Raw genomic sequence first — 23,219 nt, forward strand, 5'->3', positions numbered from 1 at the left:
TGATCCGGCCCCACAACAGGGAAGTCCTATGTCGGCGGTACGCATCGGCCCATATACATTGCCAAACGCTTTGATTCTCGCCCCGATGGCGGGGGTCACCGACCAGCCCTTTCGTCAGCTGTGCAAACGTTTGGGCGCAGGCCTTGTGGTTTCGGAAATGGTCACCAGCGACATGAGCTTGTGGAACACCCGCAAATCGCGGATGCGCATGATCCACGAAGGTGATCCCGAGCCCCGCTCGGTACAGATCGCCGGCGGTGATGCGCAGATGCTCGCGGAGGCGGCCCGGGCCAACGTGGAGCTGGGTGCACAGATTATTGATATCAACATGGGCTGTCCGGCCAAGAAGGTCTGCAACAAGGCCGCCGGTTCCGCCCTGTTGAAAGATGAGCAGTTGGTGGCCGAGATCCTGCACGCCGTAGTGAGTGCAGTGGATGTGCCGGTCACCCTGAAGATCCGTACCGGCTGGGACCGGGACAACAAGAACGGCCTGACGGTGGCGAAGATCGCCGAACAGGCAGGCATTACAGCACTGGCGGTGCATGGCCGCACCCGCGCTGACCTTTATACCGGCGAGGCTGAATACGACACCATTGCTGCAATCAAGCAAGCGGTGTCGATTCCGGTCTTTGCCAACGGCGACATCGACTCGGCCGAGAAAGCCCGGCGCGTACTGCACGCGACCGGTGCCGATGGCCTGTTGATCGGCCGGGCCGCCCAGGGGCGGCCATGGATTTTTCGTGAGATCGAGCATTTTCTGCGTACCGGCCAAATCATGCCGGCACCGGAGCTGTTCGAGGTGGAACGTATTCTGCTAGAGCATCTGGCCGCCCTGCACACCTTCTATGGAGACGTGATGGGCGTACGCATTGCTCGCAAGCATGTGGGTTGGTATCTCGCAACCCTGCCCGGCGCCAAGGAGTTTCGCGCAGGGTTCAATCGTTTGGATGAAACGCAAGCACAGGTCACCGCCGTTCGTGAGTTCTTTGCCGAACGAGACAAGAGCCTGAGAGCAGGGGACGGAGAAGGGGTGGCCGCATGACGATGATGACCGAGACTTTAGTGAGTGGAACAACACCCGTGAGCGACAACGTCAATTTGAAACAGCACCTCAACACGCCGAGCGAAGAAGGCCAGACCCTTCGCGGGAGCGTGGAGAAAGCGCTGCACAATTATTTCGCCCACCTTGAGGGCGCGGCCGTCACGGATGTGTACAACCTGGTGCTCTCCGAAGTCGAGGCGCCCTTGCTCGAAAGCGTGATGAACTACGTCAAGGGCAACCAGACCAAAGCCAGTGAGCTGCTGGGCCTCAACCGTGGGACCCTGCGCAAGAAGCTCAAACAGTACGATTTGCTGTAAGCATTCAATCAAACCAGAAAGGCGCCCGCGTAAAACCGGTCGCCTTTTTTGCTGACTCCTTTGCTTTTGATGGAAATTGAGATGACCGACCAGACTACCCGCCTGCCGATCCGCCGCGCCTTGATCAGTGTTTCCGACAAGACCGGGATCCTCGAATTTGCTCGGAGCTTGCAGCTCCTTGGCGTGGAAATCCTCTCCACGGGCGGGACCTTCAAACTGCTGCAGGACAACGGCGTGGCCGCAGTAGAAGTCGCGGACTACACCGGTTTCGCAGAAATGATGGACGGTCGGGTCAAGACCCTGCACCCGAAAATCCACGGCGGCATCCTCGGCCGTCGCGGTATCGACGACGCCATCATGAACGAACACGGCATCAAGCCGATCGACCTGGTGGCCGTTAACCTGTACCCGTTCGAAGCCACCATCAACAAGCCAGGCTGCGACCTGCCGACCGCCATCGAAAACATCGATATCGGCGGCCCGACCATGGTGCGTTCGGCAGCCAAGAACCACAAAGACGTGGCCATCGTGGTCAACGCCAGCGACTACGCCCAAGTATTGGAAAGCCTGAAAGCTGGCGGCCTGACCTACGCCCAGCGTTTCGACCTGATGCTCAAGGCCTTCGAACACACGGCCGCCTATGACGGCATGATCGCCAACTACATGGGCACCGTGAACCAGGCCGCCGAGACCCTCAGCACAGAAGGCCGCAGCCAGTTCCCGCGCACCTTCAACAGCCAGTTCATCAAGGCCCAGGAAATGCGCTACGGCGAGAACCCGCACCAGAGCGCGGCGTTCTACGTGGAAGCCAAGCCTGCCGAAGTGGGGATCGCCACCGCGACCCAGCTGCAAGGCAAGGAGCTGTCCTACAACAACGTGGCCGATACCGACGCCGCGCTGGAGTGCGTGAAGAGCTTCGTCAAGCCAGCCTGCGTGATCGTCAAGCACGCTAACCCCTGCGGCGTGGCCGTGAGCCCGGACGCCGAAGGCGGGATCCGCCAGGCCTACGAACTGGCCTACGCCACCGATACCGAATCGGCATTCGGCGGCATCATCGCGTTCAACCGCGAACTGGACGCCGAGACGGCCAAGGCCATCGTCGAGCGTCAGTTCGTTGAAGTGATCATCGCGCCAAGCGTCAGCAGCGAGGCCCGCGCCATCGTGGCGGCCAAGGCCAATGTGCGTCTGTTGGCCTGCGGCGAGTGGTCGGCTGACCGTGCCGCTGCCTGGGACTACAAGCGCGTCAATGGCGGCTTGCTGGTACAGAGCCGCGACATTGGCATGATCGGCAGCCAAGACCTTACAGTTGTGACCAAGCGCGCGCCGACCGAGCAAGAGATCAACGACCTGATCTTTGCCTGGAAAGTGGCCAAGTACGTTAAATCCAACGCCATCGTCTACGCCAAGAACCGCCAGACCATCGGCGTCGGCGCCGGCCAGATGAGCCGTGTGAACTCGGCGCGTATCGCCGCGATCAAGGCTGAACACGCAGGCTTGCAGGTGGTGGGCTCGGTGATGGCTTCCGACGCGTTCTTCCCATTCCGTGATGGCCTGGATAACGCCGCAAAAGCGGGGGTTACTGCCGTGATCCAACCGGGTGGCTCGATGCGTGATGCCGAGGTTATCGCCGCGGCTGATGAAGCCGGCATCGCCATGGTCTTTACTGGCATGCGCCACTTCCGTCACTAAACACCACTGCTTTCCTACTGTAGGAGCGAGCTTGCTCGCGAAAAGCCCGAGAGCGCCACGGGGAGTCAGATGCCCCCCGTTATCGTTGACGATCTTCGCGAGCAAGCTCGCTCCTACAGAAAGCACAGCGTTTCACAGAGGTTTTTGAAATGAATGTTTTGATCATTGGCAGCGGTGGCCGTGAACACGCCCTGGCCTGGAAAGTTGCCCAGGACCCACGCGTGCAGAAAGTATTCGTGGCCCCCGGCAACGCCGGCACCGCCATTGAAGCCAAGTGCGAAAACGTCGCCATCGACGTATTGGCCCTTGAGCAACTGGCTGACTTTGCCGAAAAGAACGTCTCCCTGACCATCGTCGGCCCGGAAGTGCCACTGGTTGCCGGCGTCGTGGACCTGTTCCGCAGCCGCGGCCTGGACTGCTTCGGCCCAACTGCTGGCGCGGCCCAGCTGGAAGGCTCGAAAGCCTTTACCAAGGACTTCCTGGCTCGCCACAAGATCCCGACCGCCGATTACCAGAACTTCACCGAGATCGAGCCGGCCCTGGCTTACCTGCGTGAAAAAGGCGCGCCAATCGTGATCAAGGCCGATGGCCTGGCCGCCGGTAAAGGTGTGATCGTCGCGATGACCCTGCAGGAAGCCGAAGACGCCGTGCGCGACATGCTCGCCGGCAACGCTTTCGGTGACGCCGGTTCGCGCGTGGTGATCGAAGAATTCCTCGACGGCGAAGAAGCCAGCTTCATCGTGATGGTCGATGGCAAGAACGTCTTGCCGATGGCTACCAGCCAGGACCACAAGCGCGTCGGCGACGGCGACACCGGCCCGAACACCGGTGGCATGGGTGCCTACTCCCCTGCCCCGGTGGTCACCGCCCAGGTGCACCAGCGCGTGATGGACCTGGTGATCTGGCCGACCGTGCGTGGCATGGCCGATGAAGGCAATGTCTACACCGGCTTCCTGTACGCGGGCCTGATGATCGACAAGGCCGGCAACCCGAAAGTCATCGAGTTCAACTGCCGTTTCGGCGACCCGGAAACCCAACCGGTGATGCTGCGCCTGCAGTCGAGCCTGGTACTGCTGGTGGAAGCCGCACTGGCCCAGGCCCTGGACAAGGTTGAAGCACAGTGGGATCCACGTCCGAGCGTCGGCATTGTGCTGGCAGCCGGTGGTTACCCTGCCGACTACGCCAAGGGTGATGTGATCCAGGGCCTGGATGCAGCCGCTACACTCGAAGGCAAGGTATTCCACGCCGGTACCGCGCTCAAGGATGGCCAGGTCGTCACTGCCGGTGGCCGCGTACTGTGCGCCACCGCCATGGGCGCCAGTGTCGATGCCGCCCAGCAGCAAGCCTACAAGCTCGCCGCGAAGATCGACTGGCAGGGCTGCTTCTACCGCAAGGACATCGGCTACCGTGCCATTGCCCGTGAGCGGGGCGAAGATCAGTAAGCAGCTATCCGTTCGGCCAGGCAGGGGCCTTTGGCCCTTGCCGTCCTGTTACGGTCCCGCGCATAGTTAACCCCGTGCATTAACCTACGAAGGGATTTCGCCGTGCGCTGGCTCAGGATCGCCATAGTTTTTACTGTCAGCCTGCTGACCCTGCTCTGTCTGTTGCCGGCCCAGGCCTTCGCGCAAGGCAGCGGTTGGGCCGTATTGCTTGATGAACAGGCCGACCTGCAATTGAGCGACATTCGCTCACCCCGCTACACCAACCAATTCAGCCCTATCGAACTGGACCGGATCACCGCCGCCGAGCCCAATGGTGCGCTGTGGGTACGCTTCAAGCTGCAACCCGGCAAGCACGAGCAAGTGCTGCGGGTCTTTGCGCCAGACCTGGCGCACCTCAATCTGTACGTGCTGGACGGCGACACGCTGATCGAGCAAGTGAATACCGGCACCCGCCAACCCCAGGCTGAACGCCCGCTGCCCAGCAGTGATTTCATGCTGCCCATGCCCCAGAGCCAGAAGCCCCTGGAGGTGTATGTGCGCCTGGTTTCGGAGCACGAACTGCGGCCGTACCTGACCCTGGAACCCGCCGTGATGGCCGCCGCCAACCAGACCCAGACCCTGGTCTATGGCCTGTTGTTCGGCTGCCTGCTGATGCTGATCCTGCATAACCTCGCCCGCTACGCCTACCATCGTTCGCGCAGCAGCCTGTGGCTGGCGGCCTGCGAAGTGCTGCTGCTGCTCAGCCTGTTGCTGCTGCTCAACCTATTGGGCCCGTGGTTGCCGAACTGGCACGCCATGCAAACCCCCGGCTCCTATATGGCGCTGCTGCTGACGGCGCCATGCGGCTTGATGTTCGCCTACCGTTTCTTCGCACCACTGGGCCCGCATCCGCTGAACAAGCTGCTGATGGCGGATATCCTGCTGATCGTCCTATGCGGCCTGTTGTTGCTGTTCGTCAACACCCTGCCGCTGAACATCATCACCTACGCCCTGGTGGCGCTGGCCGGCCTGAGCATGCTGTTTGTCTCCGCCTACCACTGGCAAAAAGGCTACCGGCCGGCACGCCTGTTCCTGCTGGCCATGCTGGTGTTCAACACCGGTACGCTGATTATCCTGCCGGCCTTGCTGGGCCTGACCCTGGTGGCCCCGCAAGGCTTGATCATCACCTTGCTGGCGGTGATCTGCGTCAGCGGCCTGTTGATGAGCCAGGCCCTGGGCGAACGCCAACGCAGCATCGTCGAGGATCGTTTCAGCCTGAGCCGCGACCTGGCGGCCAGCAACGCCGAGATCGCCGCCAAGGCCGAGTTCCTGGCCAAGATCAGTCACGAGATCCGCACGCCCATGAACGGTGTGCTGGGCATGACCGAGTTGCTGCTGGGCACGCCTTTGTCGGTCAAGCAGCGCGACTACGTGCAGACCATCCACAGCGCCGGCAATGAGCTGCTGACCCTGATCAACGAGATTCTCGACATTTCCAAGCTCGAATCCGGGCAAATCGAACTCGATGATGTGCAGTTCGACCTCAATGCCCTGATCGAAGACTGCCTGAGTATTTTCCGCGCCAAGGCCGAGCAGCAGAACGTCGAGCTGATCAGCTTTATCCAGCCCCAGGTGCCACGGGTCATCAGCGGCGACCCGACACGCCTGCGCCAGGCCCTGTTGAGCCTGCTGGAAAATGCCCTGCACAAGACCGACGAAGGCGAAGTGCTGATCGTGGTCGCCCTGGATGAACGCAGTAGCAAACCGCGCCTGCGCATTGCCGTGCAAGACAGCGGCCTGCCGATGGAGGCCGCCGAACGTGATGCCCTGTTGCACAGCGAACTGCACAGCAAGAACTTCCTCTCGGCCACCCGCCTGAGCGGCCACCTGGGCCTGGTGATCGCGCGCCAACTGATCCTGTTGATGAATGGCGAGTTCGGCATCAAGGCTGGTAGCCAGCAAGGCAGCACCCTGTGGCTGACCTTGCCGCTGGACCCCGAGCGCCTGGAACACCCGACCTCCGACCTCGACGGCCCGCTGCAAGACGCACGGGTACTGGTCGTCGACGATAACGACACTTGCCGCAAAGTACTGGTGCAGCAATGTTCCGCCTGGGGCCTGAATGTCAGCGCGGTGCCGTCGGGCAAGGAAGCCCTGGCCCTGCTGCGCACCAAGGCACACCTGCGCGATTACTTCGACGTGGTGCTGCTGGACCAGAACATGCCCGGCATGACCGGCATGCAACTGGCGGCGAAGATCAAGGAAGACCCGAGCCTGAACCACGACATCCTGCTGATCATGCTCACCGGTATCAGCAACGCGCCGAGCAAGATCATCGCGCGCAACTGCGGGATCAAGCGCATCCTGGCCAAACCGGTCGCGGGCTACACCCTCAAGACCACCCTGGCCGACGAGTTGACCCAGCGCAGCAAAGGCGTGGTGCAACCGCGCCACACAGTGCCGAACGCGCCGGTGGCCGTCACCGTGCCCAGCGACTTCCGCATCCTGGTGGCTGAAGACAACAGCATCTCCACCAAAGTGATTCGCGGCATGCTCGGCAAGCTCAACCTGCAACCCGATACCGCCAGCAATGGCGAGGAAGCCTTGCTGGCGATGAAGGCCCAGCGCTACGACCTGGTGTTGATGGACTGCGAAATGCCGATCCTCGATGGCTTCTCCGCGACCCAGCAGCTGCGGGTCTGGGAAGTCAGCAACCAGCGCACACGCACGCCGGTGGTGGCGCTGACCGCGCACATTCTCTCGGAACACAAAGAACGCGCACGCCAGGCCGGGATGGATGGGCATATGGCCAAGCCGGTGGAGCTGTCGCAACTGCGCGAACTGGTGGAGTACTGGGTGACACAGCGCGAGCAGCCGGCGGAGCAGGTGCATACTTCCTGACCCGAACGACAATCCCTTGCTCACCACAACGCCCTGTGGGAGCTGGCTTGCCTGCGATAGCATCACCTCAGTGGCAACTGGAAAACCGAGGCGCCTGCATCGCGGGCAAGCCCGCTCCCACATAGCCTGATAAACTCCCCCTCGCCCCTCCTTCGCTGTGAGCTCCTGCCATGCTCCACGTGTTGTTCAGCGTTTATTTGAAGATGCTGGTGCTGTATAGCCCCTTCTTCGTCCTGTCCTGCTTTATCAGCCTGACCCGTGGCTATTCCAGCAAGGAACGGCGGCGCCTGGCCTGGAAGGTTGCCCTGGCAACGCTGGTGTCGAGCGTGTTGCTCTACTTGTTTGGCCGGGTGATTTTCAGTGTGTTTGGCATCACCGTGGATGCTTTTCGCATCGGCGCCGGCAGTGTGCTGTTTATCTCCGCCCTGGGCATGGCCCAGGGCAAATCGGCCGTGCAGACTGACAATGTGCAGCAGGACGTGACCATCGTCCCGCTGACTATCCCCCTGACCGTCGGCCCCGGCACCATCGGCGCACTGCTGGTGATGGGGGTCAGCCAGCCCCATTGGGATGACAAGCTCACCGCCATTCTCAGTATCGCCCTGGCCAGCCTGACCGTGGGCGTGGTGCTGTACCTGTCCAACCGGATCGAACGCATCCTCGGCGACCAAGGGCTGCAGATTGTCAGCCGCCTGATGGGGTTGTTCGTGTGTGCACTGGCTGCACAGATCATCTTTACCGGCGTGCGCGGTTACCTGGTGCCCTGAGGCCCCATTCAAATCTGGTATTGGGCGATAGCGTGCAAGACCTTGTCGCCTGCGCTCTCGCGCAACTGCTTGATGGTTGCGTCGTTGACCACTGCCGGATTGAGCATCAGGCACGTCTGGCCACTGTAGGCTTCGATCGTGGAACTGTCCCATTCGAAAAACGGCACACCCACTTTCGTGCTGACACCGTGGGCGCTGTAGGTCACCAGCACCATCAACACTTCACCGTCGACCTCCGAACAGGAGGCCAGCCCAAAGTCGCCGCCCTCATGGTTGACGATGTTGCGCTTGAACAGATCAAACGGTGCCGACAGCTGTTTCAAAGCCTCGAAAGCATCCGCCGCCAACCTGGGTAACGCCATGGCCAAGGAGCCTGAAAGGAACGTCGAGGCCACCGTGGACGAGATGATGTTCATTACGGCCATCTGCACGCTCAGCCCCTTCACGGAGGTGGTGACCCGTTCGAAACTGCTGCGTATCGGCAACCAGCCAAGGCGGCTCATGACCTTGATAAATTCGTCATACCAGGCCTGTGTGCCGCGCCCCACTTTCAGGACTTCACTCACATAGCTGCTGGCCAACAGATAACTCTTGCGGGTGTATTCCTTGTTGAGGCGGCTCATACCCGCGACAAACGAAAACACACTGTTGTTGATCACCGCACCATTCAAGTCACCATCCGCCTGGAACGGCGATGACGGGTCCGCTGGCCGCCGGGTCAACGGCAGTCGGTATGCCGCAATCAGCTTGTTCTTTTTTGCCACATTGATTCGCTTATGTTTGCGCTCCATAACTGTTTCTCCACAAAAAACCCACACGGGCTTACAACAAACACTAGTCGCCCGATTGAACTTTTTCAGGAGGTACGAGAAGGCCTTTAAAGCGTAGGAAAAGTCGACATTGGCTGCCCCGCCCCGCAAACAGTGGGGATGAACTGGCGACTGATAACGGCAGGCTTACTTTCTGCAACTAATAGAGAGGAACCGTTAATTGCATTGAGATTCAGCGGGACTGAACAAAGAAATTTCTGTCGTCGGCAATGGGCTTTCTCTGACAGCACGGCGGCCCCATTGCGGGGCCGCCGTCGTTTCAGGAGGCCGGCTTCTCGCCATACCAGCGTGGCGTGTACACCCACTCTCCACCGCCCACCCGAGGGAACGCGCAGGTGGTGGACGAACCGATCAGCACCATGGTGCGCATGTCTACCTGGTCCGGGGTCAGTTGCCCCAGGGTGGTGGTGCGCAGCGTCTGCCCCGGGCGACCGATATCACGCCCCAGCACCACAGGTGTTGCGGCGATACGATGCTGGGCCACGATCTCCAGGGCACGCCCCAGTTGCCATGGCCGCGAACGGGAGATGGGGTTGTAGAACGCCAGGGCCAGGTCGGCCTGGCATGCCAGGTCCAGGCGTTTCTCGATGATGGACCAGGGCTTGAGGTTGTCCGACAGCGACATCACGCAGAAGTCATGCCCCAATGGCGCACCCGCCTGGGCCGCCGTGGCGAGGGACGCCGAGACCCCCGGCAGGATCTCCAGTTCGACCCGCTGCCAGGCCGGGTCGCTGGATTCGTGCAACGCTTCCAGCACCGCCGCCGCCATGGCAAACACACCCGGGTCGCCGGAAGACACCACCACCACCGAACGGCCCAGGGCCGCCAGCTCGAAGGCATGCCGCGCCCGTTGCATCTCTTCGCGGTTGTCGGTGCAATGCTGCACCTGGTCGGCACGAAACGGCCCGGCCATGCGCACATAGGTTTCGTAGCCCAGCACATCGGTGCAACGCGCCAGTTCGGCCTTGACCGCCGGCACCATCAGCTCGGCAGCGCCAGGGCCCAGGCCGATCACCGCGAGGCGGCCACGGGGACGACCCAGTTGCGCCAGATCCACCGGCGCAGCGGTTGAGTGAATGACAATCTCCGGCCCAGCGGCCAACGCCGTAAACCGTAACGGCACACCCAGTTCCAGCGCTGCCTCATGCAGTTCGCCGCAAGCCATGTCGGCATCATCACCCAGCAGGCACGCCAGCGATTGCACGGCGATACCGCCCTGCTGCAACGCCTGGCGAACCCGTGCAGCCAGTTCGGCACCTGGACGGCAGGCCACCCAGGTGTTTTTCGGATAGATCAGCAACTCGTTGTCCGCCGGCACACGCTCGGCACTGCCGATATGAATGCTCAGGTGCGCCTGCTGGTCCTGCGCCAGGTTGGCCTGATCCAGCCACGGCGCGGCACCTTCGATACGCACATGTTCGCCGGCCAGCAAGTCCGAGACAAAACGTTTGCCCAGTTCCAGGTCGGCCAGTTGATAGCCCTGGGGCGGGTTGAGCAGGCAGGTGCCGAACCGCAGCTCGCCACTGGTGGTAATCGCAGCCGCCACACCCAGGGCCGCCGCGATTTCCCGCGCCATGATATTCACCCCGCCCAGGCCACCCAGCAACGGCACCACTGCGCTGCCATCTTCGGCGACAGCCAGCACGGCCGGCTCCTCGCCTTTTTCCAGCAACTGCGCCGCCAGGGTGCGGATCACAATCCCGGCCGCGCACAGGGCAATGATCGGCGTGCCCTGCTGATACAGCTGGCGCACGGTCGTGCCAAATTCGCTGTAGGCCTGGTCGGCGCCCTCCACCCGGCCGGCCAGGCCATGGATCAAGGCGCCGGGATACAGCTGCTGGATGCTGCGGGCCGTGGCAAGGCTGCCCTGGCCGAGGATTACGATCGCCGGCGTCATCAACCCTGCCACCTTTCGCCCGGCACGATGATCAGCGAGAAATACGGCGAGGACATGGGCTCGACCTGATCCAGCGCAACGATTTTCTGGTTGGCCATGGTCGCACGCTCCACATACAGCGCGCGCCCGGCCAGCCCCAGTTCCTCAAGCACCTGGCGCACCTTGGTAAAGTTGCGCCCCAGCTTCATGATCACCGCCGCATCGGCATCCGCCAGGCGCCGCTTGAGTTCGTCATGGGGCAGCACCCCGGACAATACCGACAGGCTCTGGTTGCGATACACCAACGGCGCACCCAGCACCGAGGCGCCGCCGAGCATCGAGCACACGCCCGGAATGACCTGCGCCTCGTAGCGCTCGGCCAGGCGGTCATGCAGGTACATGTAGGAGCCATAGAAGAACGGATCGCCTTCGCAGATCACCGCCACATCGCGCCCGGCATCCAGATGCGCGGCCACGTCGACACTGGCGGCGTCGTAGAAATCGCTGATCACCTGTTCATAAGACAGTGGCGCCGGCAAGGCTTCGGTGGTCACCGGGTACACCAGCGGCATCAGCGTCTGCTCGGGCACCAGGTGCTCTTCGATAATGCCAAAGGCGTTGCCTTTCTTGCCCTTGGCCACGAAATACGCCACCACCGGCGACTCGCGCAGCAGGCGCAAGGCCTTGAGGGTAATCAGCTCCGGATCACCGGGGCCGACACCCAGGCCGATCAAACGTCCACGCGCCTGCATTATTCGACCTCCGTGGCCAGTGCGTTGACCGCCGCAGCGGCCATCGCACTGCCGCCCAGGCGGCCTTGCATGATCACAAACGGCACGCCACGGCTGTCGGCGGCGAGCATCGCCTTGGACTCGGCGGCGCCCACAAAGCCGACCGGGAAACCGAGGATCAGCGCCGGCTTCGGGGCACCGGCGTCGAGCATTTCCAGCAGATAGAACAAGGCCGTCGGCGCATTGCCGATCACCACCACGCTGCCTGCCAGGTGCGGGCGCCACAGCTCCAGGGCCGCAGCGGAACGGGTGTTGCCCAACTCCCGCGCCAACTCCGGCACGCTGTCGTCGCGCAAGGTGCAGATCACCGGGTTGTTGGACGGCAGACGTGCACGGGTCACGCCTTCGCAGACCATCCGCGCATCGCACAGGATTGGCGCACCCGCCGCCAGGGCCTCACGCCCGGCCTTGCCCGCGCCTTCGGAAAACTGCAGACCGTCGATGGCCTCGACCATGCCGCAGGCGTGAATCACCCGCACGGCGAGTTTTTCCAGGTCGGCCGGAATGCGATCCAACTTGGCCTCTGCGCGAATGATCGCAAAGGAGTTGCGATAGATCTCCTGACCGTCGCGGATGTAATCAATCATCGGTGTTGCTCCGTGGACGGGCACGCAACACGGCGCCCGCCGCTTCAATAGAAAGGTTGTGCGCGTGCAGCCGGCCGAAACCCGGCTGGGCTGCATCGCGAAAATAGAGGTCGTAGTGCCCGACGCCCACCGCCAGCAAGGTGACCGGGGCAATGTGCGCGGCGGCGCAAGTGCGCGGGCAGCCGGACAGGTGCACGTCGAGGCCCTGGCCGTGATCCTGCAACAGTGTGGCCAGGTGCAGGGCATCGGCCTTGGTGTCGGCCTGGGCCTTGGCACAGCCGCTGGAGCCGGTGCAGGCAATCAGCCGCGCCAGCGCCTGCTCGGCAGAACAGAGGAAGCCCAACTGCGCCAGGCCGTCGGTGACGCGCGGGGCAGCGTCCGGCGCCAAGTTGGGCAGCAGCAGGCCTTGCCATGGGGTGAAGCGCAATGTGCCGTCGCCATGAGCGAGGGCCAGTTGCGCGGCGCCGCGCAGCATGGCCGAGTCCAGTCGCCCCAATGGCGCGACGGCGGCGACGTAGACCTGCTGAGATTGGCGCTGTGGATAAGTGCCCAGGCGCAACAGGGTCGGGTTGGCGCGGCAACGATAGCCGTTGGCGGGAAGTAACGGCAGGTTCAAGCGTGCGAGGAAGTTATCCACAGACGTTTGCGCCAGCAGGTCGCGCATACGGTTCTGGTCGGGCCGGGCCAGGTCGAGAAACAGTTCCAGCACCGCAACGACCAGCGCATAGCCTTGGTCCAGGGTTACGGCGGCCAGCGGCCGATCACGACCGGGACAGCCGGCCAGGCCGAACGCCAACAAAGTCTGGCCTTGTGCTTGATAGGCTGACAACCACAGGTCGTGGTGATGATCGAGCATCGCCAGCGCCTCACCGCCGTCCAGTTGCACGGCGAACTTGGCCGACAACTCATGAAAGCGCGGATGGCTTTGCAGAGTAGCGAGGACCTGCTCTGCCAGGGGCCGGGTGTCCAGCAGCATGTCGCGGTCAATGCCGGCACCGGGGCTGAGCATCACATTGCGCACGTCATCACCGCCCGCGGTGGTCGGCCCAAGACCGGCATCCAGCAGGTGCGTGACCAGGCCATCGTGTTCCTGGCCGATGCCGCGAATCTGCAGGTTGGCGCGGTTGGTCGCCTCGATCACCCCGCCCGCCCAGGTGTGGGCCGCATACGCCACAGCCATCGCCTGTTCGGCGCGGATGACGCCGCCCGCCAACTTGATCCGGCAGATCCCGCCATCCAAGGCCTGGACAATACGCAGCAACCCCGGACAACCCGAGGGACGTTTGCTGCTGGACAGTGGAAGTGGCTTCACGGGGGCTACCGGTTTACGGGCAAAGGCGCGGTATTATGCCTGCTTTGTCCGACGGCATGAAAAGCCTGCCCGTCGGATGTCGTTCAAGGAATCAATATGTCGCCCTGGCTGACAGTAGTAGGCATCGGTGAAGACGGCTTCAAGGGGCTGGGCAGGAATGCCCGGCATGCGCTGCTGCGCGCCTCGCGGATTGTTGGCGGCCAGCGCCAGCTGGATTTGCTGCCGGTGTGCATTCGCGGTGAGCGCGAGCTATGGCCCAGCCCGTTTTCCCTGGAGCCGATCCTGGCGCGACGGGGTGAGGCGGTGTGCGTACTGGCCAGCGGCGATCCGATGTTCTACGGCGTCGGCGCCAGCCTGGCGCGGCTGGTGGCGACGGATGAGCTGTTGATCCTGCCGGCGCCCTCTTCGGTGTCACTGGCGGCGGCACGCTTGGGCTGGCCATTGCAGGAAGTGGTGACCTTATCGGTGGTCGCCCGTCCGTTGGCGGCACTCAATGCCCATCTGTCCAGCGGCGTGCGCTTGCTGGTGTTGAGCAATGACGGCCAGAGCCCGGCGGCGATAGCTGCGCTGTTACGCGCCAGCGGGTTCGGCGCGAGCCGCTTGAGTGTGTTTGAACACCTGGGCGGTGCGGCAGAGCGGCGGATCGATGGCCACGCTGACACCTGGCAAGACGCGCCAATTGCGCCGTTGAACCTGGTGGCTATCGACTGCCTCGCCACTATCGACACCCCACGCCTGTCGCGCCTGGCGGGCCTGCCAGACTCGGCGTTCAAACATGACGGGCAACTGACCAAGCGCGATGTGCGCGCCATGACCCTGGCGCGCCTTGCGCCAACCCCCGGCGAACTGCTGTGGGACGTCGGCGCCGGCAGCGGTTCCATCGGTATCGAATGGATGCGCGCCCACCCCAGCTGCCGCGCCCTGGCGATTGAGGCCGATGCCGGCCGCCAGCAGTTGATCGAACACAACCGCGACGCCCTCGGCGTGCCCGGCCTGCAACTGATTCGCGGCAGCGCGCCCCAGGCCCTGGCAGGGTTGGAGGTACCCGATGCGGTCTTCATCGGCGGCGGCGTGACCCGCGATGGCGTGCTCGATACCTGCTGGCAGCACCTGCGGCCCGGTGGCCGGCTGGTAGCCAATGCCGTGACCCTGCAAAGCGAAATGACCTTGATGAGTTGGCGCGCGCAACATGGCGGCGAACTGACCCGCATTCACGTGGCCCAGGCCCAGCCCCTGGGCGAGTTCGACACTTGGCGCCAGGCGCTGCCCATCACCTTGCTGGAAGTGATCAAGCCGCTATGAAGCGCATCCTGCTGCTGGGCGGCGTGACGGAAGCCCTGGCCATCGCCCGCACCCTGGGGCCACAGCACATCTACAGCCTGGCCGGCATTGGCCGGGTACCCACCGACCTGGCGTGTCAGGTGCGCGTAGGCGGCTACGGCGGTGCCGAGGGGTTGGCGCAGTTTGTCCGCACCGAAAACATCAGCCTGATCCTCGACGCCACCCACCCCTACGCCGCACACATCAGTGCCAACGCCGCCCAGGCCGCACGCTTGTGCCATATCCCCTGCTGGGCCCTACGCCGCCCGGCTTGGCAGCCACAGCCCGGCGATGACTGGCGCGAAGTCAGTGACTGGGCCGAGCTGATCGAAACCCTGAAACCCTTCAAGCGCCCGTTGTTCACCCTCGGTCGCGAACCGCTGCAACACCTCGACGAAATCCCTGCCGAACAGTTCTGGACCTTGCGCGCACTGGACACCTACCCCGGCAACGCACGCTGCGAAGTGATCGGCGCCCGTGGGCCGTTTTTGCTTGAGGATGAGCGGACGTTGTTCGAGCGCAGACAGATTGACGTGTTGATCAGCAAGAACAGCGGCAGCAGCGCCACCGAGCCCAAGCTGGAAGTGGCCCGCGAGCGCGGCGTGCCGGTGGTGGTTTTGCAGCGGCCGGTGTTGGCGCAGGTGGATCGGGAGTTTTTGACCGTCGACTCGGTACTGCAGGCCTTATAGAACAACGCAGCTCAAATGTGGGAGCGGGCTTGCCCGCGATTGCGGTATGTCAGTAACCGATGTACTGACTGATACACCGCTATCGTGGGCAAGCCCACTCCCACATTTAGGGCTGCGGCGTTTTGGAGATTGGTATTCTCTCGTTCCCGTCTATCATCAAAGCCATAGCCCACACGCAGCACTGCGACACCAAACCACACCGGCGCTTTTTACTTATGCCCCCCGATCAGGCTAAATACCCACCTGATCGTTTAACCCTACGGATTGTCCGCCATGGCCCGTCAACGCTTTGCATTTGCCTGGATCGCCTGCCTTGCAGTGCTGTTCAACGCGTTTGCCATGCCGATGGCCGGGGCGATGCAGCAGGGGCAGAGCCCGGCCGAGCAATTGCTGTGGGGCAGTTTCTGTTCGTCCAACGGCAGCAAGCTGGTGGCGATCTCCCTGGGCAAGCTGGATCTACCTGCGCCGCAGCAGGACGAGCATTCCACCATGCAGCATTGCTGGTGCTGCTCGGGCTCGGCGCCGTTGGTGGCGCTGCCGGGGCATGTGCCGCAGTTGTATCTGACACGGATCGACCCGGCGCCTGGCCTGCCATCGCCCGTCTTGCAGCACCCTACCCCGCGCCAGCAATGGCCGAGCCTCAACCCCCGCGCCTCTCCAACCGTCTGATCACTTCGCAATTGAACTGCGTTTGAATCGTTCTGGAGAACTGCCATGCTCAAATCTTCCCTGCTTCTGGCGGCCTTGCTGCTGCCTGTGTTCAGTGCCGCCAATGCCGATGACTACAAGGCCGGCGACCTGCTGGTGAGCGATCCCTGGTCACAGGAATTGCCGCCCAATGCGCCGACGGTTGCCGCCTACTTTGTGATCCATAACCAGGGCGAAACCCCGGATCGCCTGCTCAGCGTCGACACCCCAGTGGCGGCCAAGGCCGAGTTGCATGAGCATGTGATGCAGGGCGACTTGATGAAGATGCAACAGGTGCCCAGCGTGGCCGTGCCGCCCAAGGGCGAACTGACGTTCGCGCCCATGGCCTATCACGTGATGCTGCTGGACCTGAAGGACCGCAGCCAATTGCGCGACGGCCAGCACTTCCCGCTGACCCTGAACTTCGAAAAGGCCGGGCCAGTCAACGTGGAAGTCTCGGTCCAGAAAGCACCGCCGATGACCGGCCACGAGCACAAGCACGCCCAGTAATCACCACAGGCCGCCCCCCATGGGTGCTCCCGCCAGCAGATTGACCAAGCGCCGCCGCACGCCCGCAAGGCTTGCACGCGGCAGTTGGATCAGCCTGTTCGCCATGCTGATGATCTTTATCGGACCGCTGATTTCCCAAGCGATGCCGATGGATCATCACGCCGGCATGGCCATGCAGATGTCGATGGACGATACCTGCCATGCCGCGCCCCAGCACCCCGCCGAGCACACCAAGCCCCCCGCAGCCGACCACGTCATGTGGGAGAAATGCGGCTATTGCAGCCTGCTGTTCAGTTGCCCGGCCCTGCCTGGCCATGTGTCATTCGTGGCCCTTGGCACCCCACCACCGGCCAACGCCCTCACCCCTGCAACGCGCCTGGGCCATGCCCGGCAGAGCATCTTCCCTGGCGCCCGCAGCCGCGCACCGCCCATCCAGTCGTAGATCACTGATCAAACAACCACTTCGCACGGCCGTCTTCACCTAGACAGCCCCAGGCTGCTGGCCGTGTTGTTTACGACTGATTGATGGAATTTTTCATGTCCAGGTTTCCTGCTGACACCCGTATGGGATGTACCCCCGTGCTCGCCGTTTTGTGCGGCGCACTCTTGGCACCACAGGCGTATGCCGACGACCACGCCGAGCACCACAATGAGCTGAGCCCGACGGTGATTACCGGCGTTGCCCCAAGCTCACCACTGACCATCGTCACCAACCCCAAGGACCCGCGCCAGCCGGTACCGGCCAGTGACGGCGGTGACTACCTCAAGACCATTCCCGGCTTTGCCCTGGTGCGCAACGGCGGGACCAATGGCGACCCGGTGCTGCGTGGCATGTTCGGCTCGCGCCTGAATATCCTCACCAATGGCAGCATGATGCTCGGCGCCTGCCCGGGCCGCATGGACGCGCCCACCTCCTACATCTCGCCGGAAACCTACGACAAGCTGACCGTGATCAAAGGCCCGCAAACCGTGCTCTGGGGCCCTGGCGCCTCGGCCGGCACGGTGCTGTTCGACCGTGAGCCGGAGCAGTTCGGTGAACTGGGCACCCGGGTCAATGCGAGCATCCTCGCCGGCTCCAACGGGCGCTTCGACAAAGTGTTGGATGCCGCCGCCGGTGGCTCGCTCGGTTACATCCGCGTGATCGGCAACCAGGCCCACGCCGATGACTACAAGGACGGCAACAACGACACCGTCGGCTCGCGCTACGACAAATGGAACGGCGACGTTGCCCTCGGCTGGACCCCGGACGCCGACACCCTGCTGGAACTCACCGCTGGCCGTGGCGATGGCCAGGCGCGCTACGCCGGACGCGGCATGGATGGCTCGCAGTTCCTGCGCGAAAGCCTGGGCCTGCGTTTCGAGAAATCCAATATCGGCGAGGTGCTGGACAAGGTCGAAGCCCAGGTCTACTACAACTACGCCGACCACGTGATGGACAACTACAGCCTGCGCACGCCGTCAGGTACCGGGATGATGGCCGGCCCCATGGCCTCCAACGTCGACCGCCGCACCCTTGGCGCACGGATCAAGGCCACCTGGCGCTGGGCCGATGTGCAACTGATCAGCGGCATCGATGCGCAGACCAACGAACACCGCCAGCGCAGCAGCGCCGGGGTCGACACCTATAAGAACCTGCCCCGCAACAAGGACGCCGACTTCCACAACTACGGGGTATTTGGCGAGCTGACCTGGTATGCCGCCGACAACGACCGGCTGATCAGCGGCGCCCGCCTGGATCGCGCCTCGGCCAAGGATTTTCGCCAGCGCACCGGCAGCGGCATGATGAGCCGCGCCAACCCCACGGCCGGCGATACCCGTGCTGACACGTTGCCATCCGGCTTCGTGCGCTATGAACACGACCTGGCCGACAGCCCGACCACCCTCTACGCAGGTCTCGGGCACGCCGAACGGTTCCCGGACTACTGGGAGTTGTTCTCGCCCAACCGTGGCCCGTCGGGTTCGCTGAACGCCTTCGACTCGATCAAGCCGGAGAAGACCACTCAACTGGACTTCGGCCTGCAGTACAAGACCGCAGACCTGGAAGCCTGGGCCTCCGGCTATATCGGCCAGGTACGCGACTACATCCTGTTCAACTACACGCCCGGCATGATGGGCATGACCTCCCAGGCGCAGAACATCGATGCGCGGATCATGGGCGGTGAACTGGGCGCCGCCTACAAGCTGACAGCCAACTGGAAAGCCGACGCCACCCTGGCCTATGCCTGGGGCAAGAACAGCAGCGACGGTAAAGCCCTGCCGCAAATGCCGCCGCTGGATGCGCGTTTCGGCCTGACCTACAGCGAAGACGACTGGAGCGCCGGCGCGTTGTGGCGTGTGGTGGCGGCGCAAAACCGCATCGACCAGAACAAGGGCAACGTGGTCGGCAAAGACTTCGACAAGAGCGGTGGCTTTGGCGTGTTCTCCCTTAACGCGGCGTACCGCATCAACAAAAACTTCAAGGTCAGCACCGGCGTCGACAACCTGTTTGGCAAGGCCTATGCCGAGCACCTGAACCTGGCCGGCAACGCCGGGTTCGGTTACCCGGCCAACGACCCGCAAGCCATCAATGAGCCGGGCCGTACGCTCTGGACCAAGGTGGATATGAGCTTCTAACCCACCACCCTTGTAGGAGCGAGCTTGCTCGCGAAGAACGTGAACGATGACGCGGTAAGTCAGACTCAATGCGCCAACCTCAGGTTTTTCGCGAGCACGCTCGCGCCTACAAGTCATGCACAAAAATAACGTCCTTGCGGAGCACCCTGATGACCCCTCCAAAGATTTCCTTCTACAACCTGGCCTGGCGCTGGCATTTCTACGCCGGGTTGTTTGTCGCCCCCTTCATGGTGTTGCTGGCAGTGACCGGCATCATCTACCTGTTCAAGCCCCAGCTCGACCCGCTGATGTACGGCCACTTGCTCAACGTGCAGCCCGGCGAACAGGTCCTCAGCGCCGACGAGTTGCTGCAACGGGCCAAATCCGCCTACCCACAAGGCACGATCAGCAAGTACCTGCCGCCGGTGGACGCCAGCAGCAGCGCGCAGTTTGTCCTGCACAACGCCGGCAACGAGCTGACGGTGTTTGTCGACCCTTATCGCGGCACCGTCCTGGGTGAACAGGACGCCACCTACAACCTGCAAGCCATCGCCCGTGCGCTGCATGGTGAGTTGATGATCGGCACCACCGGCGACCGCCTGGTGGAACTCGCTGCCGGCTGGGGCGTGATGCTGGTGGTGTCCGGCCTGTACCTGTGGTGGCCGCGCGGCAAGTCGGCGGCCGGGATTCTGTGGCCACGCCTGGGCAGCCGCGGGCGCTTGTTCTGGCGTGACCTGCATGCCGTCACCGGGTTCTGGGGCGCCGCATTTTTGCTGCTGATGATCCTCAGCGGCATGACCTGGACCGGCTTCTGGGGCAAGCAATACGCTGACCTGTGGAACCACTTTCCAGCGGCGATGTGGAACGATGTGCCGCAGTCTGACCAGCAGGCCCGCAGCCTCAACACCGCAACCCAGCAGACGGTGCCATGGGCCATGGAGAACACGCCGATGCCGATGTCCGGCGAGCATGCCGAGCACATGCAACACGGCGGCATGAACCACGGCCCCGCAGCCCCGGCGATCAGCCTGCAACAGGTGGTGGACCTGGCCATGGCCCGCCAGGTCGAGCCGGGCTACAGCATCACCTTCCCCACCACCGCCACAGGCGTGTTCACCATTGCGGTGTTCGCCAACGACCCGCGCAATGACGCGACCCTGCATGTCGACCAATACACCGGCAAGGTCCTCGCCGATGTGCGCTGGGAGCACTACAACAGCGTGGCGCGGGTCACCGAGTCCGGGGTCATGCTGCATGAGGGCAAGATGTTCGGCGTGGTCAACCAGATCATCGTGCTGCTGGTGTGCCTGATGATTCTGTTGAGTGCGGTCAGCGGCGTGGTGATCTGGTGGAAGCGCCGGCCACAGGGCGGCCTGGGGGTTCCACCGTTGCGCCATGATTTGCCGAAGTGGAAAACCGCAATGGTGATCATGCTCGGCCTGGCGATCATTTTTCCGTTGGTTGGCGCCTCGTTGATTGTGGTGTGGGTAGTGGATCGGCTAGTGCTGGCGCGTTTTTTCAAGCAACGTGAATCGGCCTCATCTTCTGCATGAGGTAGGCGAGATGCCCTACATAGAGGCGTTATGTAGTCTTGCGCGGGCTTTCACCCTCAACGTAAGAAGTGTTATATTATAACACTTAGTGCAATCCCTGCTCGCCGCGCCCGGCGGCGAGCACCGCCTCGAAGAAGAATTGATCCTGCAATGAACAAGTACCTTGCGTCCGGCCTGTGCCTGCTTGCGCTGCACTCCAGCGCCCAGGCATTGACCTTGCCTGTCAGCCCCGTCACCGCGCCAGAAGTGGACAGCCCGGCTATCGACCTGAACACTGCGACTACTGCCGGTTCGCGTCTGAACCTTACGGCCCTGCAAACTCCGGGCAGTGTCGAAAGCCAGACCGGCGTACAGATCCGCGAGCGTGGTGATGTCAGCGTGCAGGACGCAATTTCCCGTGCCACCGGCATCAGCCGCACCGGCACACCGGGCGACGGCGGTACGTCCCTGCAAGCACGGGGCTTTACCGGCCAGGGTTCGGTGATGCAGTTGTATGACGGCAATCGCATGTACAACGGCATGGGCACGTCCACCTTCCCGGTAGACACCTGGTCCGTGGAGCGTGTGGATGTGCTGCGCGGCCCCGCATCGGTGCTGTACGGTGAAGGCGCCACCGGCGCGGTGGTCAATACGATCTCGAAAAAGCCCTTCACCGGCGATATCGAAAACCGTATCCGCCTGGGCTACGGCTCCTATGATCGCCAGCAACAAGCCCTGGACAGCGGCGGCTCGCTGACCGACACCTTGAGCTACCGCCTGAACCTCAACCGCCTGCGCAGCAATGGTTTTATCGACCATGGCGACTCGGCCAGCGACTTCGTCAGCGCAGCCCTGCGCTGGCAGCCTGCCGACAACCTGAGTTTCACCCTGGCTCACGATTACGGCGACCAGCGCCCACAGAACTACTTCGGCACGCCGCTGATCAACGGCCACTTGCACAAGGGCCTGCGCGACAAGAACTACAACGTCAGCAACGACACCCAGCATTACAACGACCAATGGACCCGCCTGACCAGCGAATGGCAGATCAGCGATTCGGTGAGTGCCAGCAACGAGCTGTACTACCTGAAGAACCAGCGCCGCTGGCAGAACGCCGAGAACTACAACTTCAGCGGCGGGCAACTGACTCGCAGCGGCTTCTACGGCATCAAGCACAACCAGGAACAGGTCGGCGACCGCCAGACCTTCACCTTCAAACACACGCTGCTGGGCCTCGACAGCCAGACCGTGACCGGCGTGGAATACAACCGTATCCGTTTCCGCCTGGCCAGTAACTCACCGTTTGACGATGTATTGCCCGCCGGCCAACCCATCGACGTAAACCACCCGGCATCAGCGCCGTTTGAAAGTGCCGATCCATTCCTGCCGCTGTTCGTCACCACCACCAAACAGTTCTCGGGCTTTGCCGAAAACCGCCTGCAACTGACCGACCAACTGTCGCTGATCACCGGCATCCGTCGCGACTATGTACACCTGGACCGCGACCAACTGAGAACCGGCGAGCAGAGCGACAAGACCCTCACCGGCAATAACTGGAAGGCCGGCCTGGTGTTTGCTGTAACCCCGGACACCTCGATCTACGGCCAGTATGCGACCAGCACCGATGGCATCAGCGGCCTGATTTCCCTGAGCCCCAGCCAGCAGCAATTCGACCTTGCCACCGCCAAACAGACCGAAATCGGCATCAAGCAGGCCTTCTGGGACCAGCGTGGCGAGTGGACCCTGGCGGCCTATCACATCGTCAAAAAGAAACTGCTGACCGATGTGCCCGGCAGCCCCGGACTCAAGCAGCAAGTCGGCCAACAGTCGTCCGACGGCCTCGAAGCCAGCCTGGACCTGCAACTGCCCAACGCCTGGGCCTTGCAAGCCAACGCGGCAATCGTGCGCGCCCAGTACGACGATTTCAGCCAGAACGTCGGCGGCGTTGCCATCTCCCGCGACGGCAATCGCCCGGTCGATGTACCGCGCCGTACCGCCAACGTGTGGCTGAGCAAGGCCGTGACCGAAGACATCCGCGCCGGTGCCGGTGTGCGTTATGTCGATGCGCGCTACGCCGACATGGCCAACCAGAACGAGCTGCCCAGCTACACCGTGGTCGATGCCAGCGTGTCGTGGAAAGCCCTGCGCAACACGACAGTGGGCCTGCAATTGAATAACCTGTTCGACCGCACCTACGCCGTGAGCCAGTACAATGACGGCCAACAGTGGATCCTGGGCGAGCCGCGCTCGTTCTTTGTGACCGCCGACTACACCTTCTGACTGGCGACAACACCCCCTGTGTGGAAGGGCTTTTGGACTGCCCCCGAAAAGTTGGACAGTTTCAGCTAGCAGCCTC

Annotated in this window: 19 protein-coding genes and 1 pseudogene; 14 read left to right on the top strand and 6 right to left on the bottom strand. The window is 62.9% G+C overall.

What is annotated here, in order from left to right; genetic code table 11:
• Nucleotides 1–28 precede the first annotated feature (28 nt).
• From dusB to purH, 3 genes are all read left to right on the top strand, one after another.
• Complete coding sequence (dusB, locus tag H097_RS11025; protein WP_032859828.1) at nt 29–1,042, top strand: tRNA dihydrouridine synthase DusB; 1,014 nt, start codon at nt 29–31, stop codon at nt 1,040–1,042.
• Nucleotides 1,039–1,359: a DNA-binding transcriptional regulator Fis gene (gene fis, locus H097_RS11030; RefSeq protein ID WP_003186237.1), complete on the top strand. Its 321-nt coding sequence runs from the start codon at nt 1,039–1,041 to the stop codon at nt 1,357–1,359. The genes dusB and fis overlap by 4 nt, the downstream gene beginning before the upstream one ends.
• An 81-nt stretch (nt 1,360–1,440) precedes the next feature.
• Nucleotides 1,441–3,048 carry a bifunctional phosphoribosylaminoimidazolecarboxamide formyltransferase/IMP cyclohydrolase gene (gene purH / locus H097_RS11035; protein WP_032859830.1) on the top strand — a complete coding sequence of 536 codons (1,608 nt, stop codon included), beginning with the start codon at nt 1,441–1,443 and terminating at the stop codon, nt 3,046–3,048.
• 15 nt (nt 3,049–3,063) lie between these two features.
• Here purH and H097_RS28710 read toward each other — a convergent pair.
• Nucleotides 3,064–3,174 (bottom strand): annotated as a pseudogene (locus H097_RS28710) (outer membrane lipoprotein carrier protein LolA); the annotation flags it as partial.
• A gap of 23 nt (nt 3,175–3,197) precedes the next feature.
• On the opposite strand from H097_RS28710, the gene purD reads away from it, so the two are divergent.
• The 3 genes from purD (at nt 3,198) to H097_RS11050 (ending at nt 8,137) form a co-directional block, all read left to right on the top strand.
• Nucleotides 3,198–4,490: a phosphoribosylamine--glycine ligase gene (purD, locus tag H097_RS11040; protein ID WP_032859831.1), complete on the top strand. Its 1,293-nt coding sequence runs from the start codon at nt 3,198–3,200 to the stop codon at nt 4,488–4,490.
• A 102-nt stretch (nt 4,491–4,592) separates the two neighbouring features.
• The gene (locus H097_RS11045; RefSeq protein ID WP_032859832.1) at nt 4,593–7,370 is read left to right on the top strand and encodes a hybrid sensor histidine kinase/response regulator; all 2,778 of its coding nucleotides are present in this window, start codon (nt 4,593–4,595) and stop codon (nt 7,368–7,370) included.
• A gap of 170 nt (nt 7,371–7,540) precedes the next feature.
• A complete protein-coding gene (locus H097_RS11050; protein WP_003171467.1) occupies nt 7,541–8,137 on the top strand; it encodes a MarC family protein in 597 nt (198 codons plus the stop codon).
• Between the two features lie 8 nt (nt 8,138–8,145).
• Here H097_RS11050 and H097_RS11055 read toward each other — a convergent pair whose 3' ends face one another.
• The 5 genes from H097_RS11055 to cobG form a co-directional block, all read right to left on the bottom strand.
• Nucleotides 8,146–8,928 (bottom strand): hypothetical protein, encoded by a 783-nt coding sequence (locus tag H097_RS11055; RefSeq protein WP_032859834.1) that lies wholly within the window; start codon nt 8,926–8,928, stop codon nt 8,146–8,148.
• A gap of 298 nt (nt 8,929–9,226) precedes the next feature.
• Nucleotides 9,227–10,864 (bottom strand): precorrin-3B C(17)-methyltransferase, encoded by a 1,638-nt coding sequence (gene cobJ / locus H097_RS11060; RefSeq protein WP_032859835.1) that lies wholly within the window; start codon nt 10,862–10,864, stop codon nt 9,227–9,229.
• Nucleotides 10,864–11,595, bottom strand: a complete 732-nt coding sequence (locus H097_RS11065; RefSeq protein WP_032859836.1) for a precorrin-2 C(20)-methyltransferase — start codon at nt 11,593–11,595, stop codon at nt 10,864–10,866. Before H097_RS11065 ends, cobJ begins: the two co-directional genes overlap by 1 nt.
• The gene (locus H097_RS11070; protein WP_032859838.1) at nt 11,595–12,221 is read right to left on the bottom strand and encodes a precorrin-8X methylmutase; all 627 of its coding nucleotides are present in this window, start codon (nt 12,219–12,221) and stop codon (nt 11,595–11,597) included. Before H097_RS11070 ends, H097_RS11065 begins: the two co-directional genes overlap by 1 nt.
• Nucleotides 12,214–13,518 (bottom strand): precorrin-3B synthase, encoded by a 1,305-nt coding sequence (gene cobG, locus H097_RS11075; RefSeq protein WP_082445564.1) that lies wholly within the window; start codon nt 13,516–13,518, stop codon nt 12,214–12,216. Before cobG ends, H097_RS11070 begins: the two co-directional genes overlap by 8 nt.
• Before the next feature lie 111 nt (nt 13,519–13,629).
• Between cobG and H097_RS11080 the strand changes: the two genes are divergently transcribed.
• The 8 genes from H097_RS11080 to H097_RS11115 all read left to right on the top strand — a co-directional run bounded on the left by H097_RS11080 (nt 13,630) and on the right by H097_RS11115 (nt 23,143).
• Nucleotides 13,630–14,835, top strand: a complete 1,206-nt coding sequence (locus H097_RS11080) for a bifunctional cobalt-precorrin-7 (C(5))-methyltransferase/cobalt-precorrin-6B (C(15))-methyltransferase (protein WP_032859840.1) — start codon at nt 13,630–13,632, stop codon at nt 14,833–14,835.
• The gene (locus H097_RS11085) at nt 14,832–15,542 is read left to right on the top strand and encodes a cobalt-precorrin-6A reductase (RefSeq protein WP_032859841.1); all 711 of its coding nucleotides are present in this window, start codon (nt 14,832–14,834) and stop codon (nt 15,540–15,542) included. The genes H097_RS11080 and H097_RS11085 overlap by 4 nt, the downstream gene beginning before the upstream one ends.
• 273 nt (nt 15,543–15,815) lie before the next feature.
• Nucleotides 15,816–16,211 (top strand): DUF2946 domain-containing protein, encoded by a 396-nt coding sequence (locus H097_RS11090; protein ID WP_032859843.1) that lies wholly within the window; start codon nt 15,816–15,818, stop codon nt 16,209–16,211.
• Nucleotides 16,212–16,256: 45 nt separating this feature from the next.
• Complete coding sequence (locus H097_RS11095) at nt 16,257–16,739, top strand: copper chaperone PCu(A)C (protein WP_032859844.1); 483 nt, start codon at nt 16,257–16,259, stop codon at nt 16,737–16,739.
• Between the two features lie 19 nt (nt 16,740–16,758).
• Complete coding sequence (locus H097_RS11100; protein ID WP_050593337.1) at nt 16,759–17,181, top strand: DUF2946 domain-containing protein; 423 nt, start codon at nt 16,759–16,761, stop codon at nt 17,179–17,181.
• 95 nt (nt 17,182–17,276) lie between these two features.
• The gene (locus H097_RS11105) at nt 17,277–19,352 is read left to right on the top strand and encodes a TonB-dependent copper receptor (RefSeq protein WP_032859846.1); all 2,076 of its coding nucleotides are present in this window, start codon (nt 17,277–17,279) and stop codon (nt 19,350–19,352) included.
• Nucleotides 19,353–19,501: 149 nt separating this feature from the next.
• Nucleotides 19,502–20,884, top strand: coding sequence for a PepSY domain-containing protein (locus H097_RS11110; RefSeq protein WP_032859847.1), 1,383 nt, complete (start codon nt 19,502–19,504; stop codon nt 20,882–20,884).
• A gap of 150 nt (nt 20,885–21,034) precedes the next feature.
• Nucleotides 21,035–23,143 (top strand): TonB-dependent receptor, encoded by a 2,109-nt coding sequence (locus tag H097_RS11115; protein ID WP_032859849.1) that lies wholly within the window; start codon nt 21,035–21,037, stop codon nt 23,141–23,143.
• Nucleotides 23,144–23,219: the final 76 nt, after the last annotated feature.

Source organism: Pseudomonas sp. FH4 (genome assembly GCF_000510915.2).
Taxonomy (GTDB): domain Bacteria; phylum Pseudomonadota; class Gammaproteobacteria; order Pseudomonadales; family Pseudomonadaceae; genus Aquipseudomonas; species Aquipseudomonas brenneri.

Excerpts from the sequence above, each read along its gene's own strand:
- H097_RS11105 (WP_032859846.1), top strand. The coding sequence starts at position 17,277 with ATGTCCAGGTTTCCTGCTGACACCCGTATGGGATGTACCCCCGTGCTC.
- purH (WP_032859830.1), top strand. The coding sequence starts at position 1,441 with ATGACCGACCAGACTACCCGCCTGCCGATCCGCCGCGCCTTGATCAGT.
- dusB (WP_032859828.1), top strand. The coding sequence starts at position 29 with ATGTCGGCGGTACGCATCGGCCCATATACATTGCCAAACGCTTTGATT.
- H097_RS11050 (WP_003171467.1), top strand. The coding sequence starts at position 7,541 with ATGCTCCACGTGTTGTTCAGCGTTTATTTGAAGATGCTGGTGCTGTAT.
- H097_RS11055 (WP_032859834.1), bottom strand. The coding sequence starts at position 8,928 with ATGGAGCGCAAACATAAGCGAATCAATGTGGCAAAAAAGAACAAGCTG.
- cobJ (WP_032859835.1), bottom strand. The coding sequence starts at position 10,864 with ATGACGCCGGCGATCGTAATCCTCGGCCAGGGCAGCCTTGCCACGGCC.
- H097_RS11065 (WP_032859836.1), bottom strand. The coding sequence starts at position 11,595 with ATGCAGGCGCGTGGACGTTTGATCGGCCTGGGTGTCGGCCCCGGTGAT.
- H097_RS11080 (WP_032859840.1), top strand. The coding sequence starts at position 13,630 with ATGTCGCCCTGGCTGACAGTAGTAGGCATCGGTGAAGACGGCTTCAAG.
- H097_RS11110 (WP_032859847.1), top strand. The coding sequence starts at position 19,502 with ATGACCCCTCCAAAGATTTCCTTCTACAACCTGGCCTGGCGCTGGCAT.
- fis (WP_003186237.1), top strand. The coding sequence starts at position 1,039 with ATGACGATGATGACCGAGACTTTAGTGAGTGGAACAACACCCGTGAGC.
- H097_RS11100 (WP_050593337.1), top strand. The coding sequence starts at position 16,759 with ATGGGTGCTCCCGCCAGCAGATTGACCAAGCGCCGCCGCACGCCCGCA.
- H097_RS11090 (WP_032859843.1), top strand. The coding sequence starts at position 15,816 with ATGGCCCGTCAACGCTTTGCATTTGCCTGGATCGCCTGCCTTGCAGTG.
- purD (WP_032859831.1), top strand. The coding sequence starts at position 3,198 with ATGAATGTTTTGATCATTGGCAGCGGTGGCCGTGAACACGCCCTGGCC.
- H097_RS11085 (WP_032859841.1), top strand. The coding sequence starts at position 14,832 with ATGAAGCGCATCCTGCTGCTGGGCGGCGTGACGGAAGCCCTGGCCATC.
- H097_RS11115 (WP_032859849.1), top strand. The coding sequence starts at position 21,035 with ATGAACAAGTACCTTGCGTCCGGCCTGTGCCTGCTTGCGCTGCACTCC.
- H097_RS11095 (WP_032859844.1), top strand. The coding sequence starts at position 16,257 with ATGCTCAAATCTTCCCTGCTTCTGGCGGCCTTGCTGCTGCCTGTGTTC.
- H097_RS11070 (WP_032859838.1), bottom strand. The coding sequence starts at position 12,221 with ATGATTGATTACATCCGCGACGGTCAGGAGATCTATCGCAACTCCTTT.